Origin of the sequence: Pseudomonas sp. LFS044 (assembly GCF_047978245.1) — a bacterium.
Taxonomy (GTDB): Bacteria; Pseudomonadota; Gammaproteobacteria; order Pseudomonadales; family Pseudomonadaceae; genus Aquipseudomonas.
In genome coordinates this window covers 142,960-159,696 of record NZ_JBFPFX010000007.1, presented here as the reverse complement: position 1 = coordinate 159,696, position 16,737 = coordinate 142,960, and the positions used below count along the sequence as shown (strand labels likewise).

Annotated in this window: 11 protein-coding genes; all 11 read right to left on the bottom strand. The window is 62.9% G+C overall.

From position 1 onward, the window contains the following. Positions 1 to 103: 103 nt before the first annotated feature. The 11 genes from ACNQPL_RS08255 to flgE all read right to left on the bottom strand — a co-directional run bounded on the left by ACNQPL_RS08255 (position 104) and on the right by flgE (position 16,715). Positions 104 to 2,863, bottom strand: a complete 2,760-nt coding sequence (locus ACNQPL_RS08255; RefSeq protein ID WP_416466421.1) for a glycosyltransferase family 2 protein — start codon at positions 2,861 to 2,863, stop codon at positions 104 to 106. Positions 2,864 to 2,929: 66 nt separating this feature from the next. Then, positions 2,930 to 6,505: a glycosyltransferase gene (locus tag ACNQPL_RS08250; protein WP_416466420.1), complete on the bottom strand. Its 3,576-nt coding sequence runs from the start codon at positions 6,503 to 6,505 to the stop codon at positions 2,930 to 2,932. A gap of 73 nt (positions 6,506 to 6,578) precedes the next feature. Beyond that, positions 6,579 to 8,162 (bottom strand): flagellar hook-associated protein 3, encoded by a 1,584-nt coding sequence (locus ACNQPL_RS08245; protein WP_416466419.1) that lies wholly within the window; start codon positions 8,160 to 8,162, stop codon positions 6,579 to 6,581. 13 nt (positions 8,163 to 8,175) lie between these two features. Further along, positions 8,176 to 10,206, bottom strand: coding sequence for a flagellar hook-associated protein FlgK (gene flgK, locus ACNQPL_RS08240; RefSeq protein WP_416466418.1), 2,031 nt, complete (start codon positions 10,204 to 10,206; stop codon positions 8,176 to 8,178). A 12-nt stretch (positions 10,207 to 10,218) separates the two neighbouring features. Continuing rightward, a complete protein-coding gene (gene flgJ, locus ACNQPL_RS08235; protein WP_346615055.1) occupies positions 10,219 to 11,382 on the bottom strand; it encodes a flagellar assembly peptidoglycan hydrolase FlgJ in 1,164 nt (387 codons plus the stop codon). A gap of 11 nt (positions 11,383 to 11,393) precedes the next feature. After that, the gene (locus tag ACNQPL_RS08230) at positions 11,394 to 12,503 is read right to left on the bottom strand and encodes a flagellar basal body P-ring protein FlgI (protein WP_346615054.1); all 1,110 of its coding nucleotides are present in this window, start codon (positions 12,501 to 12,503) and stop codon (positions 11,394 to 11,396) included. A 12-nt stretch (positions 12,504 to 12,515) separates the two neighbouring features. Further along, the gene (gene flgH, locus ACNQPL_RS08225; protein ID WP_387527586.1) at positions 12,516 to 13,211 is read right to left on the bottom strand and encodes a flagellar basal body L-ring protein FlgH; all 696 of its coding nucleotides are present in this window, start codon (positions 13,209 to 13,211) and stop codon (positions 12,516 to 12,518) included. 34 nt (positions 13,212 to 13,245) lie between these two features. Further along, a complete protein-coding gene (gene flgG / locus ACNQPL_RS08220) occupies positions 13,246 to 14,031 on the bottom strand; it encodes a flagellar basal-body rod protein FlgG (protein WP_346615052.1) in 786 nt (261 codons plus the stop codon). 47 nt (positions 14,032 to 14,078) lie between these two features. Further along, positions 14,079 to 14,819 carry a flagellar basal-body rod protein FlgF gene (gene flgF / locus ACNQPL_RS08215; RefSeq protein ID WP_346615051.1) on the bottom strand — a complete coding sequence of 247 codons (741 nt, stop codon included), beginning with the start codon at positions 14,817 to 14,819 and terminating at the stop codon, positions 14,079 to 14,081. 282 nt (positions 14,820 to 15,101) lie between these two features. Next, positions 15,102 to 15,287, bottom strand: coding sequence for a hypothetical protein (locus ACNQPL_RS08210; RefSeq protein WP_346615050.1), 186 nt, complete (start codon positions 15,285 to 15,287; stop codon positions 15,102 to 15,104). 72 nt (positions 15,288 to 15,359) lie between these two features. Beyond that, positions 15,360 to 16,715, bottom strand: a complete 1,356-nt coding sequence (gene flgE / locus ACNQPL_RS08205) for a flagellar hook protein FlgE (protein WP_416466417.1) — start codon at positions 16,713 to 16,715, stop codon at positions 15,360 to 15,362. Between the last annotated feature and the right edge of the window lie 22 nt (positions 16,716 to 16,737).

Below are 16,737 nucleotides of genomic sequence, written 5' to 3'. Positions count from 1 at the left end.
GTCAGAAATCCAACACTCGCCCTGTTCCGATGGCTGAAAGCAAGATGTTTGCCAACGCGCACAAAAAAGCCGGGCAGCGCCCGGCTTGATTGAACGAGGCCAGTCAGGCCAACGCTTGCAGCCAGCGGGGGCCTGCCGCTGTGGGCGGTACGGCAATGCCATGGCTGCCATCCACCGCGACTGCACGCGTGAACGCCCAGGGGGCTTGCGCTGCCAGCGCCAGCGCCGCGTCGTCAGGGACACCCGGCACTGCGGGGTTGAACAGCTGCGCGTGAGGGGCCATCAGCACCAACAGACCCTGCTGCCCGACGCGCAGGCACAAGTCGATATCCAGCGCTGCCTGCTGGCCAAGGCCACCCACAGCATCGAAAACCTCTTTGCGTACCATCAGGCCATCAGCGGAAACAGCTTGGCAGGTGCGAACAACACCCAGGCCCAGCGCTTCGACGGTCTCGCCAACACCGCGTCCACGCCAGCCGGCATGAACCTTCCCGCCTTCGAGCAGCTCGTAACCAGCATGACTGACGTACCCGGCACCGTCATGCATCTGGCAACCCACCACACCTACTTCCGGGCGCTGCGCCTGGTTGAGCAGGCTTTCGATCCAGCCTGGGCTGGACACCTGGCTACGGTCACTCATCAGCACAAGATATTCGCCACGCGCCTCGCTGGCGGCCAGGTTGAGCCGCTCAGCCAGCACCGGTGATGGGCATGCCAGCATTCTGACTCGGCTGCCAAGACTAGCCTCCAGGCGCTGCTCGCCCTGGGTAACCACCAGCACTTCATAACGCGGGTAGCGTGTGCGCTGCTGGATACTCGCCAGGCTGGCACCCAGAACCTGCAGATCATCGCCGCCTACCAGCAGGATGCTCACCAGCGGCGTGCTCGTATGCCGGAAATCAATGTGCAGGTGACCCGCTTCATCCTGCCCCACCTGCCCGCGGTAGCCCAACAGCGACAGATGCCGCTCCAGGGTGGCCCGTGCATCAGGCAGCATGGCTTCGCGTTGATTGCTGGTGATGACCAGGAACTCATCGATATGCGCCAGGCCACCCAAGCCTTGAGTCTCCACTATGCGCAACAGCAGATCGAATTCGAGGGCGCCCCGACAAGTTTCGCTATAGCCATCGACCTGCAGGACTGCCTCGCGGCGCACTAGCCAATGCGTAGCCATCGCATCCGGGCGGCTGCGCAGCAGATCAAGGTCAGCTCCCGGACGCTGCAACGCAACCAGGCGGCCTTCGCCGTCACGCTGAACTTCGTTGCCACACACTGCCTTCAGGTTGTTGTCCTGCGCCAGCTCCAGTTGCAGACGCAACAGCCCGCTGCCGGCCAACTCATCCCCCGCCTGCAACAGCATCATCCAGTCACTGGGTACCTGCCGGGCCACCTGATTGAGGTGCGATACGCTGTTCTGCGCCGTGACCTTGACGAAGTGCACCGTGTCTCGCGGCGTGGTGATGGCGGGAAGGTTGCCGGCCTTGAGCACGACAATGCGCATGTCACGCAACCCGCTGCTGGCGACGCTATCGAACGTCCGCTGCAACGCTTCGTTGTCATCTGCGAGGTCGAGCACCAACAGCGCCATGCTCACGCCTTTGCCTGCCGCCTGGTGCTGCTGTACCCGCTGCCGGCTGGCATCATCCAAGGTGGCTGCGGCCAATGCGTGCAAGACATGCCCCGAGGGCGTAGCGGCCAGGCGCGCGGCACTATCCGGCGCACCTGCAAGGGCCAGACGCTCGATCCAGGCTTCAAGCTCCTGGCGCGCTTCTTCATCCTCCTCGGTCAACACGTCCAATAGCAACTGGCATACTTGCGGCGCGAACAGGTTGATTGACAGCGCCTGCCAATAGCGGTTACGCAATGTGCTCACATTGTCGTTGCCATGCTGCAGCAGCAGATCGCGCTGCCGAACCCAGGCCCCCTCCACCGCGCGCACATGGGCAGGGCCCGCAGGCCATGCATGCAACAGGAATTCCAACGCCGTCAATTGCTTGAACAGCCCGGCATTGTAATAAGGCAGCTCTACGTACTGGCGCACCTCGAAACTGCGCACAGGCTCATGGACGACGCTCGCCCAGGGTGAGGTGAACAGCAGCGGTGCAGCGCCAGTCAATCCGGTAGTCAGTACGAACTGGCGCAGAATTGCGAACCCGTCGTCGTCGTTGAAACACCCACCCTGCTGCGCATCCCATTGCCGCAAGGCGCGCAGGGTCGGCGCCAGTTCGTCACCTTCCACAGCGTGCTCGGCGCACTCGCTGACAACCATGGTCTGCTCCAAGACCTTGATCGCCCCCTGGCGCAACAGGGCAAAAGACAGGCAGAGCAAGCCGTCTTCACCCTCGACATGGGCCGCCATCTCTGCCAGCGCACTGCGCAACTGCTGCACACGCAGTAACGCACGCCACGGCTGCAACCCGCTCAATGCATGCTGCAGCACCCGCTCACGCAAACCGCCCTCGCCATCCTGATGCGCCGTTTCACCCAACCGGTGATAGCCCACCGTCGCATTGCCCGGACGCATACCGAGTGAGTATCCCTGTACGCCCTGCACCTGCGGGTGGCTCAACAGCCACTGCCGAGCCTGCGACAAAGCATCGTGCAGCAGGAAGTCGCTGTCTTTGGCCAGCACCACGAACGGCGTAGTCACCTGATCGAGGGCCCGCGCCAGCGCTACGTGCAGTGGTTCGCCATTCACCCGGTCGACCCCTACAGGCTGGCACCCAAGCCCACGGATGTGCGCACTTGCGCGCGCACGGTAGTTTTCGTCTGCATTGTGCAGGGCGCCCCCGAGCTCAGTGCCCAGCAGCAGTACACTGGTATCCAGCGACGACAAAGTATTCAGGGTTGCATGTCCAGTCATTGGGTTACCCGATGCTATAAAACCAGTCTTGTCACGGTCACTCGCCAGACGACCTGCCGTGACGCTTCAGTCAGCCAACCACGCGTTGGCCCAGTGCTGCAGATGGCGCTCGTTGAGCACGTAATCACGTAAAACGGTTTCCCGCAGGGCATCACCCTGCCGGTAGCTCGCATCAGGGTCGGCCAGGTGCATCCGAATGGCGTCCAGCCACTCGTGCGATCGATTATGGGTGACCCGTGTGCAAGGCAGATATCCGGCATAGGCCTTGGTATCCGAGCAGATCACCGGGAAGCCGCAGGCCCCGTACTCCAGCAGCCGCAGGTTGCTCTTGCAGTCGTTGAACAGGTTCTGCTCGAGCGGAGCAAGCGCCAGGTCCAGGTTGAGACTGGCCAGTTTCTGCGGATAGAACGTCATCGGGATGCCCTGGTGAAACTCCTTCACGTAAGGGCGCAGCGGCTCCGGGCACATGCCGAAGAATACCCAGTCGACCTCGTCGGCAAGTGTCTTGATGACCTCCAGCAGCAGCTCCAGATCGCCTCGATGGCTGGTGCCGCCAGCCCATCCCACGCGCGGCCTGGCAGCGGTCTGTCGCTCACTGGCAAGCCCGGTCCACAGCCCGGCAGCGAGCATGTTGGGCACCACCCGGATATCCTGGTGCATACTCGAAAGCGCATCGGCCAGCGGCTCGGTGGAGACGACCAACCGATCACACATCGAGATACCGCGCTCGACGAGGTTACGTATGTCAGCAGCGATGTTGCGGGAGTGGTCGTTGCGCTTGGGCACATCAATGATGTAGTCATCGATCTCGTAGATGTGCCTGGCACTGGACGAGCGCACCAGCCGCTCCATCTCCACCACTGAGCTCGCTTTGCTGCGGTACTGGAACACAACGATGTCCGGCTTCTCGCGCTCGATCTGGATCAACTCCGGTAGCGAGTAATCCACACGCCCCTGTAGCCAGCCAGCATCTTCCAGCGCCTGGAACGGCTGAGACACACGATAGTGGCCCACGGCGGACGAGTTGACCGGCAACGCCATGACCGACGGCAGGACTCGTTTGATGAACGGGTCCCAGCCCTCGCGCAAGCCGGGGTCCATGGTGAAGCTGGCCATCTTCAAGCTGAGATTGCGATTGTAGGCCGGGTCGCGGGCTATTTTGGCCAGCCAGCGGCTGTAGAAAGCATCCCGGTCTTGATGCGGCTCGCTGACTTGCACCTGGCGATGATGGGCTTGACTGGTCAGGCGCAACAACATCGCCGCAGGCGTCCAGACCGCGAGGTATCCCTGCTCACCTGCACGCAAGCAGAAATCCGCATCTTGCAGCTCACCCTGCAGCGCTTCGCAGTCGAAACCACCCAAAGCAAACAGAAGTTCGCGACGCACCAGCAGGCACTCCAGCGACAGGGCGCTCCAGTTCTGCACCGTCATCAGTCTGTGCATGTAGCCGCCGCTGTCCGCCGGCATGCCAACGAACGGGCTACCGGCTTCGCCGTGGAGCCCTAGGACCAGACCGGCCTGCAGGATACTGCCAGCCGTATTGCAGAGCTTGGGGCCAACCACGCCGACCTCGGGCCGACGCGCCTGGGCCATGAGTTCGGCCAGCCACTGTGCCTCGAACGCCACGCAGGCGCTTTCAAGCATCAACAGATAGTCACCGCGCGCAGCGGCACTGGCCTCATTGAGCCGCGCCACCCGTCCCTGCGCGGCAACCTCGATCAGCCGCAGTTGGTCGCTGCCCAGGCTGCTCATCGCCTGTAGCCACTGACGCAACTCGGTGGGCGCGTCCGAACCGGCTATCAGCAGCACCTCGAAATTACTGTAGGCGGTATGCTCGAAGAGCGATTCGACACATCGCCGTGCTGCGATCAGGTCGACACCAACGTCCACCAGTATCGACACGCTGGCCTGCCCTTCATGACGGTAAGCCACCCTGCACAGTGCTTGCCCCACCACCCCTTCGACCTCGGCATCGACCCCCAGACGGCCCAGATGGGCGCGCACCACGCGGGGCGCCTGCGCTACGCAGCGCGGGTCGCTCAACCATTGGGCATAATCCCACTGGCTGTGCACCAGCAGTTCGTCGACGTGCCCGATAACCTGCAAGCCACGGTTTTCTGCGAGACGCCAGAGCAGGTCATGCGGCGCCAACAGGTCGAAATCGTGATCGAACCCGCCTGCTTCGCGCACCGCCTTGCACTCAAAGGCCAGCAAGCGTCCGACGTAGGGCAGGCTGCGCATCAGGTCGAGATTGAAATCCGGTTTGAAGATCGGCGTGGATGGGTTGATGGTGTCGTGCCCACCTTCATCGACATACAGGCACACTCGATTGCCCAGGACCATGCGCTCAGCCATGATCGCCAACGCGTGTGGCACCACGCGGTCACCGGCACGGAGCAGGAAAATCCAGTCGGCGTCTACCGCCCCGGCCAGGCGTGCCTGCAACTGAGCAATGCCATTGCCCTGCAACGGCAGATGGTGGACACCCGGTACCGGGGGGCAGCACATCTGGGCAGGTGCAAGCACCCAGTATTCGGCGGGCGCATAAGATTGCGCTGCGAAACTGTCGAGGGTCGCGCGCAACGCTTGTTCTTCACCTGGCTCGGCCCAGATCACTGGCACGATCCGCGGTTGCGAAGGCCACTGCTCGATACGTTTGGGCAACAACTTGAGTTGTGCCGGGGACAACGCTCGGCATTCCAGCCACTGCGCGTACACTTCTTCGAATGACAGACAGTCGCTACCGACCTGCTGCCGTGCCCGGGCAGCCTGCAAAGCGCTCAAGCCATTGAGGTCGTACTCCTCCCACTGGCTCGTTCGCTCACCCGTGTAGGTGTGCAACGGCACATAGCGCACCCAACCCTTCGCAGGCGCAGGCTCACTGGATCGCGCAGCCAACATGGCCTTGAGCCAGTCGGTTTCGGTGGGATATAGCAGGGTAATGCCGGGGTTATGGCTCAACCGCCCCGCATGCAGGCGCTCCATACTGAGGAAACGATCGAGGTGCCCGAGGTTGCCGCGGCGCATCATGCAAATGTAAAGCGCCATGTCCAACCGAGCAGTGAAACCCTGGCCTTCGAGCACCAGCGACGGCAGAAATTCCTCCACCAGGGCTCGGCGCAGCAGCGCACTGCTGAGCCCGCCGAACAGGTTGGGCGCATGCTGCTCCAACCCCTCAAGCAGGTCGGAGCCCTTGACCACCGCATCATCCGGGCACATCACCATGTTGATCATGCGTGACGGGAGCAGCGTGTCGTCTGCCGAACACAGCATACGCTGGCAGATGGTCAGGCTGACATCCGCATGCGTGTTCATTACGGCCGCCTGCAGGCTTACGCATTCAGTGAACAGCAGGTCGTCATCGCACAGGAACTTGATCAGCTCACCCCGAGCCTGCTCCAGGCACGTCAGCAGGTTGCGAGCAAAACCCAGCGTCTGCGGGTTGCGCAGGTAACGTACAGGCCTGCCGGTATCGTTCACCACTTCATCGACGATGCGCTGGACTTCCTCACCACGGCTATCGTCGCAGACCAGCACTTCACAGTGCGGATAATCCTGGTTGAGGGCGCTGATCAGCGTTCTGCGCAGGAAGTCTGGGTTGAAGGCCGGAATGGCAATGGTGACGAGAGCCGATTGATTCACGATGCGGGACCTGGGAGAGGGTCCGCGCACCGCCCCGGTGGAGCGATGCACGGTGGGTGACACGAGAGGAAAATCAGATGTAGTTGACCAGCGACAGGCTGGAGACCTTGGCATAAGCCTGCAGCGAAGCCTGCAGCATGTTGGTCTGCATTTGCAGGCGCAGCATCACCTCGGCTGGATCACTTTCACGGATCGAGCTCTGCGTCTTGGTGTTCTCGGTGCTCAGCGCCTCGTTGGTTTCCGCTTGAACGTCCAGCGCCTGGCCACGGCCGCCGATGGCACTGATCGACGAGGAAACCTGATTGGTAGCACTGGCGATGTTGCCAATCGCCGAATCCAGCGACGCCAGGAAGTTCTGCCGGGCAACGGGATCGTTGTCGACCGGGCTGGTAAGCGCCTGTCGCAGTTGGCTGATGGTATCGAGCACGTTCTGGGTCTGATGGGTATCAACCTTTACCGCGAACGAGTCGCCCGCGTTTGGGGCCGCCGACAATTCAAAACTGACCCCCGCCGCCGTGGCAGTGGTGCCGTTCGGGCCGCCCAGAGCGCCCGTGGCGACCGGACGGCTGTCAGCGGTAACCGGCGAGGCGTACAACTCGAACGTGCTGGTACCGGTGAACTTGAGCACCGCGCCACCGGAGGGGAACGCAGCCTTGTAAGCGTTTTGATCGGTGATGGTCGCACCCGTCACCTGCTCCGACGACGTGTTGCCCGGGCTGCGGGTACCCGAGACTTGATCGGCTTTCGAACTCAGGCTGAAGGTATGACCGGCGATGGCAGCATCTTCATTGCCCTTGTCGCCGTCCTTGAAGGTGATGTCCAGCCGCAGGTCGACACCGCGGAAGCTGATCGAGCCGTTGTCGGCAGCAGGGTCGAACTTGCCGCCCTGGCTGGCTTCCAGGGTAACGTCGTTGTTGTTGGCGTCGGTGATCTTGTATTCGGTGCTGCTGATGAACTCGATCTTGTACGGCTCGCCGCTGCGGAAACGGTCGTTATAGGTCGAGCTGCCCGCAACCTGGCCATTGGACAGGCTGACGCGCCCATCGTCGGTGGCCGGTGCAGTCAGCCTGGTCTCGCTACGGCTGGTGTTGAGCGCCTGTTCGAAAGCGTCATAGCCGGTTTCGTTGGCCGCCAGGCTAAGCATGTCACCGACCTGCAGGTTCAGCTTGCCCTGGTCGCCCTGGTAGCTGTAGGTACCATCGGCGTTCCGCGCGTAAGGCGGGGTATCACCCTTGGACCCCGAGAAGATGTACTTGCCGTTCTCGTCCTTGCTGTTCATCAGCGAGAACAGCTGATCTTCCAGCGAGGCCAGCTCATCGGCGTTGGCCTTGCGATCGGCGTCGGTGAACGTGCCGTTGCCCGAGGCCACCGCCAGTTCGTTGACGCGCTGCAGGATGGTGCCGATCGAGCTCAACGTACTCTCGGCAGTGCCCAACGCATTGCGCACATTGGTGATATTGCCCGAGTACTGCTTCAGCATGTTCTGCTGCTGCTCCAGCTGCAGCAACCGCGCCGCACCCACCGGGTCATCCTTGCCCGACCGCACGCGGATGCCATCGCTGGCCTCCTGCTGGGTCTTCACGGTATTGGCGAAGTTCTTCTGATAGTTGGCGCTGTTGGTGTTGTAGAACTGCGAAGTAGAGATGCGTACGCTCACGATCTACGGCTCCTTAAAGACTGTTGATCAGGGTGGCGAAGGTTTCCTGGGCCGCCTTGATGATCTGCGACGACGCGGTGTAGTACTGCTGGAACTTGATCAGGTTGCCGGTCTCTTCGTCGATCGAAACGCCCGACAAGCCGTTGCGGCTGTCCAGTGCAGAAGTTTGCAAGGCGCTTGTGGCGTCGCTGTCCATCTGCGCCTGGCCGGCCTTGCCGCCGACGTTGGACACCAGCTTGGCGTAGGCATCGGTGATGCTGATGCCCTTGCCGTCGGCCCCGACCTCGACCGTGGCCTTGGTCTGCAGGTCGATGATCGACTGGCCGTTGCGGTTGTCCGCCGAGCCTGCGGCGGTCAGCGCCACGGTGTAGCTGTCGCCGTTCTTCGGAGCGCCGGAAACGCTCATCTCGAAGGTGAAGTTGCCGCCCAGCGAGTTGCCGTTGGCATCGACCATCGGCACCGACAGCTGCAGCTTGTTTTCCTGGCCGGGCACGATGGTGCCGCTGCCAATTTCGGTGCCCTTGGCGTCGTACATCTTGTAGGCCTGGGGCGACGTGGCTTCGTCACCGAACACCAGCTTGACCGGGGTCGAGTACTTCAGGCCATTTTGCAGCTGGGTGCGCTGGGCGGCATCGTAGATGTCCAGCTGCGAGGTCAGCGTCGGCTGGGTGATTACGCCGGTGCCCTTGTTGCCCGAGCCGCTGGTGGCGGTCAGCGGCGACGACAGCGCCAGGCGCTTGGGGTCGGTGAGCACGGTATCGATGCTGGCCGCCGCGTTGCGCGTCGGGGTGATCTTGAAGCTGTCGCCGGCACTCAAGGCACCGCCATTGAGCGACAGGCTGAAACCGTCGATCACCGGTGCCGGGTCGTCGTCGAGGCTGTAGCTACCCATGTCAGTGCCGTCGGGCAGCTTACGCACGGTGTACTGCTTGTCGCTGGTGAAGGTCACCTGGTAGTCGCTGGTGGACAGCTTGCCGGTGTCCTTGATGGTCACATCGAGGTTGCCGGAGCCGGCGCTGTTGCCGGTCTTGGCGATGCTGCGCTGGCTGATCGCGGCGGCACTGTTGATGTCGCCGAACAGCGTGGCGCCGAAGTCACCGTTCTTGTCGATGCCCTGGGCCAGCTGGCTGTTGATGGCATCGGCCACCACCAGGGCCACGCGGCCCAACTCGTTGAGCGCAGGGTCGAGGGTTTCGCTGCGATAGCGGATCAGCCCGCCCAGCTCGCCACCGGTGGCGCTGCTGGTGACGTCCATCTTGGTCGAACCGCGGTTGAGGATCAGGCTCATGCGGGTCGGGTCGGTAGCGCTGGCCTGCACGCCCAGGGTCTGGGTGGTCTTGCCCAGCACCAGTGCCTGGCCGTTTTTCAGGTAGATGTCGTAGTTGCCTTCACGCTCGACCACATCGGTGCCGATCAGCGAACTCAGCTGGCGCACCGCGCCGTCGCGCTGGTCGAGCAGGTCGTTGGGCTGGCCGGAAACGGCGCTCACGCGGGAAATCTGTTCGTTGAGGTCGGCGATGGTCTTGGTCAGGCTGTTCACCTGGTCAGCCAGCGACGCCATGTTGCTGTTGATGTTGCTGTTCTGCTGATTGAGCTGCGCCGACAGGGTATTGAAGCGCTTGGCCAGCGACTGGGCGCTGGTCAGCAGCAGCTGGCGCGAGGCGTCCTCGGTCGGCTTGGCGGCGGCATCCTGCATGGCGCTGAAGAAGCTTTGCAGCGCGGCGGTGATGCCGGTGTCGCTGCCGGACAGGGAGGTATCCAGCGGGGTGATCTGATCCAGGTACGAGGAAGCCTCGCTGCTCAGCGACGTGGTGGTGCGCAACTGGTTCTCGAGGAACGCGTTGTACACGCGGCGCACGTCGGCCAGCGTGGTGCCGCTGCCGATGAAGACCTGGCCGACCTGCTGGCCGCCCTTGGTCTTCTGCACGTTCTGCTGGCGCGAGTAGCTCTCGACGTCGGCGTTGGCGATGTTGTTACCGAGGGTGTACATCCCCGACTGCGCGGCGCCAAGCCCCGACATACCAATATTGATCAGACTCGCCATGGTTCCATGCCCTTAAAGTTTCGTTGTGGTACCGAGCATTGCGTAGCGCTCGTACGACTTCATCTGTCTTGCGATCTGCGAGATCTTGCTGGCGTAATTCGGGTCGGTGGCATACCCGGCCTTCTGCAACTCTTGCACGAACTGTTCTGGTTTATCGGCCGCCTTCACCGCTTCTTGATAGCGGGAATTGTTCTGCAGCAGGCTGACCAGGTCGTGGAAGCTGTCCTGATACGAGTCGTAGGAACGGAACGCCGCCGTCTCCTTGACGAACTGGCCGTCGCGGAATTCGCTGGTGATCGCCCGCGCCGAATCGCCTTCCCAGTTGCCAGAGGCCTTGATGCCGAACAGGTTGTGGCTGCTGCTGCCGTCGCTGTTGCGCATGACCGACTTGCCCCAGCCGGTTTCCAGGGCCGCCTGGGCCACCAGGTAACGCGGGTCGACACCGATGCGCTTGGCAGCCTGTTCGGCCATCGGCAGCATGGTGGCGACGAATTCGTCGCTGTCGCTGAAGGCCTTCTTCGGCGCCAGGGGCGGCTGTGCCACGGCGCGGCCGGTGATGCGCAGGCCGCCCTCGGGTACCGCGAAGCTCTGCGCGACCTGTTGCCCGTCGCGGGCCGGCACGGCGGCGGTATTGGTAGTGGCTGCAGGGTTGGTTGCCGACGGCACGATACCGGCCAGCAGGCGGTCGGTAAGCTTGCCCGGCAAGGCCAGGCGCCGCGAATTGAGCGCGGCGACATCGTTGCGGCTGGCCGACTGCGCGGCATGCACCGGCTCGGCCACCTTGTTGCCCCACAACGCCGGCGCACTGCCCTCGTTGCGCGGGAACGGGCTGGTGTTGGCCGGCGTGCTCTTGTTCTTCGACAGCTGGCGCACCAGCACGTCCTGCAAGCCGATACCCCCGCCCTCGCGGGACATGCTCACGGCCAACTGCTGGTCGTACATGTCGCGGTACTGCTTGACCGTCTGGGTGTTCATCGGGTTGTCGTCGGCCAGCACATCGCTGGCCTTGCGCGAGGCCTTGAGCATCTCGCTGATGAACAGCGACTCGAACTCCTGGGCCACCTTGCGCACGTTGGCGTCGCTGTCGCGGTCACCGTGCTTGAGCGAGCTCAGGCGGTTGAGGTCGGTGTAGGCGCCGCTGTCGGCGGCGCTGGACACCAGGCTTTTCGAGTTCATGGGTGGCGTCCTCAGATCACGATCAGGTCGGCCTGCAAGGCGCCGGCCTGTTTCAGGGCTTCAAGGATCGCCATCAGGTCGCTGGGCGCCGCGCCGACCTGGTTCACCGCGCGGACGATCTCATCCAGCGTGGTGCCCGGGCCGAACTTGAACATCGGCTTGGCTTCCTGTTGCGCGTTGACCCGCGAGCGCGGCACCACGGCGGTCTCGCCATTGGAGAACGGCCCCGGCTGGCTGACGATCGGGTCTTCGGTAATGGTCACGGTCAGGCTGCCGTGGGTCACCGCCGCCGGCGAGACCTTGACGTTCTGGCCGATGACGATGGTGCCGGTGCGCGAGTTGATGATGACCTTGGCCACCGCCTGGCCGGGGTCGATCTCGAGGTTTTCGAGGATCGACAGGTAGTCCACGCGCTGGGTCGGGTCCATCGGCGCACTGACGCGCACCGAACCGCCATCCACGGCCTGGGCGACACCTGGGCCGAGCAGCTCGTTGACCTTATCGACGATACGCTTGGCCGTGGTGAAGTCGGGGCGATTGAGGTTCAGGGTCAGGCTGTTGCCCTGGTTGAAACCGCTCGGCACGGCACGCTCCACCGACGCGCCACCCGGGATGCGACCGGCCGACGGAACGTTGACGGTGATCTTCGAGCCGTCGCGGCCTTCGGCATCGAAACCGCCGACCACCAGGTTGCCTTGGGCGACCGCGTAGACGTTGCCATCGATACCCTTGAGCGGGGTCATCAGCAGGCTGCCGCCACGCAGGCTCTTGGAGTTACCGATCGACGAAACGGTAATGTCCACCACCTGGCCGGGCTTGGCGAACGCTGGCAGGTCGGCATGCACCGACACCGCGGCGACGTTTTTCAGCTGCACATTGCCGGAGCCTGCCGGCACCTTGATGCCGAACTGCGACAGCATGTTGTTGAAGGTCTGCAGGGTGAATGGCGTCTGGGTGGTCTGGTCACCCGTGCCATTGAGCCCCACCACCAGGCCGTAACCGATCAACTGGTTGGAGCGCACGCCAGAGATACTGGCGATGTCCTTCAGGCGCTCGGCATGGGCACCGAACGCACAGGACAGAAGCAAGGTTGCGGCAATCAGCTGCCTGACGTTGAACATGTTCATCCGTACTCAGAAAGGCCAAAGCGGGCTGAGGAAGAAGCGATCCAGCCAACCGGGCTGGCTGGCATCGGCGAATGAGCCGGTGCCCGAATAGGTGATGCGCGCATCGGCCACACGGGTGGACGGCACGGTGTTGTCGGTGGCGATATCGTCGGCGCGGATCAAGCCGGCAATGCGCACCAGTTCCTCACCGGTGTTCAACGTGAGCCATTTTTCACCGCGCACGGCGATGATGCCGTTGGGCAGCACCTCTGCAACGGTCACGGTGATCGAGCCGGTCAGGGTGTTGCCCTGGGTGGCCTTGCTGTCACCTTTGGTGGTGCGGTCGCCGCTGTAGCCAGCCTCGAGCGAAAGGTCACCGCCGCCGAACGGGTTGTTGGTGTTCGGCGAGGCGCCGAACAGCGAGGTCAGGCCGATGTCTGCCTTGCTGTTCTTCTGGATCTGCGAGCCGGCGTTCTTGCTCGCCGAGGTCTTCTCGTTGAGCGTGATGGTGATGATGTCACCCACCCGAAACGCCTTGCGATCGCTGTACAGGTTCTGGTCGAAACCGGCCTGGTAGATCGAACCGTTGTTGGCCGCTGCCGGCAACGGGGTGCGCGGCAATACCGGCGCGTAGTACGGGTCGTTGGGCTTGGCCGTCGGTGCGACGCAACCAGCCAGCAACACCGCCCCCCCCAGGGCGAATACGGACAACAGACGATTCATGACGCTTACCTCACGGTGTAACAAGGGCTAGGGCTTACAGCTGCTGGGTGACGAACGAGAGCATCTGGTCGGCGGTGGAGATGACCTTGGAGTTCATCTCGTAGGCGCGCTGCGTGGTGATCATGTTCACCAGCTCTTCCACGGTGCTGACGTTGGAGTTTTCCAGGGTCTGCTGCAGGGTGGTGCCGAAGCCGTTCAGGCCTGGGGTGCCGACCTGTGGCGCGCCGCTGGCGGCGGTTTCCAGGAACAGGTTTTCGCCGATGGCCTGCAGGCCCGCCGGGTTGATGAAGTCAGCGGTCTGGATGTTGCCGATGACCTGTGCAGCCGGGTTGCCGGCAGTGGTGATCGACACGGTGCCGTCCTGGCCGACGGTGAAGGTCTGGGCGTCGTTCGGCACGACGACCGCAGGCTCCAGCGCAAAACCGTTGGCGGTGACGATCTGGCCGTCCGAGTTCAGGTGGAAGGTACCGTCACGGGTGTAGGAAACCGTGCCATCGGGCTGCAGCACCTGGAAGAAGCCACGGCCGTTGACCGCCATGTCCAGCGGGTTTTCGGTGGTCTGCAGGCTGCCAGTCTGGAAGTTCTTCTGGGTGCCGACGATGCGCACACCGGTACCCACCTGAAGGCCCGACGGCAGTTCGCTGTCCTGGGTGGACTGCGCGCCTGGCTGGCGTTTGATCTGGTACAACAGGTCCTGGAATTCGGCGCGATCACGCTTGAAGCCGGTGGTCGAAACGTTGGCCAGGTTGTTGGAAATGACCGTGAGGTTGGTGTCCTGGGCGGACAGGCCGGTTTTAGCGACCCAAAGAGCCGGAAGCATCAGTATTCTCCTCGTGCGCCTGTTTTACGGCACCCGTTCAAGTGTGGTTAGCCGATTTGCAAAACACGCGCCATGGCTTCGTCGCCTTCCTTGGCCGCGTTCATCATCTTCACGTGCAGTTCGAATTGGCGGGACAGCGCCAGCACCGAGGTCATCTCTTCAACGGCGTTGACGTTGCTGCCTTCCAGAAAGCCCGACACCACTTTGACGTTGACGTCGGCCGCCGCTGGCTGGCCGTTGCTGGTGTGGATCAAACCGTCCAGGCCCTTGGTCATGCCTTTGATGTCCGGGTTGACCAGCTTGATGCGGTCGACTTCGGCCATCACCCGCGGGTCTTCACCCATGGAGCGGATACTGATGGTGCCGTCCTCGCCCACTTCGACTTTCTGTTCTGGCGGAATGGCGATAGGGCCGCCATTGCCGATCACCGGCATGCCGTTGCCGGCGCGCAGCACCCCCAGGGCGTCGATGTTCAGGCTGCCGGTGCGCACGTAGGCTTCGCTGCCGTCCGGTGCCTGCACGGCAATGAAGCCCTGGCCGGCGACGGCTACGTCCAGGTCACGCCCGGTCTCGACCATCGGCCCTTCGCTGAAGTCGGTGGCGGGACGCTCGGTCATGGCAAACGCCCGCGACGGAAAGCTGTCGCCGAACACCGGCATCGAGCGCGCCTGCTCCAGGTCGCGCTGAAAGCCATTGGTGGAAATGTTCGCCAGGTTGTTGGCGTGGGCCTTCTGCGCCAGCGCGTTCTGGCTGGCGCCGGTCATGGCCACGTAAAGCATCTTGTCCACAGTCATCCTCCGCTGCACTGGCGATCGCTTGCCGCTCGCCGTTGCTGTGCAGGCACTAAAGCAAGTTCCGAACCAACTTTTGGAAATCGTGAAAAAGCCCATGATTACGGGCTTTTGCGGGTGAGGGTGGCGAGAGGAACGCCGGTTATCCGGCGCCGGATTGCCGATTGCGGCAAACCTGTACCGGCCTCTTCGCGGGGCCAGCCCGCTCCCACAGGGAATTGTGTTGCGCCCTCAAACCTGTGGGAGCGGGCTTGCCCCGCGAAGAGGCCGACACAAGATTCAACGATCGCGGCACCCACCATTGTTGTAAGGCCCGGCAAACCGCTTCCAGCCCTCCCCCGGCGACCACTGCGAGCACACCAGACGCCCATCCACCTGGCTTTCCCAGCGCCACCAGGGGGCAGTGCCGGCTTGTGCCTGATACAGGCAGAAGGCGGCGAGCAACGCGACAAGCAACCTTTTCATGAACACTCCCGCAAAAACGACGAACCCCTTCACGACAAAGGGGTTCGTCCTCACGCCATCAACCCGCGACCATCAGGCCATCTGGATGACGGTCTGCATGATGGTGCTTTCGGTAGAGATGGTCTTGGCGTTGGCCTGGTAGTTGCTCTGCGCCTTGATCAGCTCGACCAGCTCTTGAGTCAGGTTGACGTTCGAGCCTTCCAGCGAGTTGGACTCAACGCTACCCAAAGTACCGGTCTTCGGTGCATCGATGCCCGGAATGCCCGAGTTGTAGGTCTCGGTCCAGCGAGTACCGCCAATCTGCTGCAGGCCCTGCTCGTTGGCGAAGCTGGCCAGGGCAACCTGACCGATGGCGCGCGACTGGCCATTGCTGAAGCTGGCGAACAGCACGCCCGTGGCGTCGATGCTCAGGCTCGACAGGATACCGGTGGCAAAGCCATCCTGGGACTGCGACATACGCGCGGTCTCGGTGTTGTAGGAGGTGGTGCTGTTCATCGACAGCTTGATGCCGTCGGCATTGCCGGCCGCCCCGTTGGACGCCCAATTGCCCGCGGCATCTTCCACCGCCGGCACCCAACCGGTCATGGTGAAGGTGTTGTTGGTCACGGTGAACGACGAACCTGCCGGGTGGCCGGTGTTGTCGGCCGCCATGCTCTTCACCGAACCATCGCTGTTGAAGCTGATGGTGCCGGTCAGCGGCGCAGTGGAAGACGGGTCGAACGGGTTGCGGCCGTCGATCAAGGTGTACGACGTCCACTCATTGGTACCGGTCTTGCGGTAGTACTGCTCCATGGTGTGCTCGTTACCCTGGCTGTCGTACACCTTGGTCGGGAACGACTTGCTGTAGGTCGTCTCGTCAGTAGGGTCGAACGGCAGGTTCGGGACCATGGCGCCGGTACCATCGTCGACTTCCAGCGGGATGTCCTTGGACGAGGAATTCAGGTTGATGCCCTGATCGATCAGGCTGGTGGCCTTGGGCTGCAGCGCCGACGTATCGATCTGCAGATCGGTCAGTACACCCTTCTGGATCTTGCCGGACGAATCGGCCGCGTAGCCTTGCAGGCGCAGGCCGTCCGAGGTGGTCACGAAGTTATTCTTGTCGGCCTGGAAGGCACCAGCGCGGGTGTAAACCTTAGAGCCGTTGTCGGACAGCACGAAGAAGCCCTGCCCCTGGATGCCCATGTCCAGCACGTTGCCAGTGGTGTTCACATCACCCTGGGTGAACTGTTGCGAAACAGCTGCCAGGCGCACGCCGTTACCGACCTGGTTCTTGCCCACGCCCAGGCGGTTGGCGCCTGCGTAAACGTCGGCGAACTCGGCGCGCGAGGACTTGAAGCCGGTGGTGTTGACGTTGGCGATGTTGTTGCCGGTGACGTCGAGTTGCTTGTTGGCTGCGTACAGACCGCTAAGGCCGATATTGAAAGACATGAATTCGCTCCTGCTCCGCGCT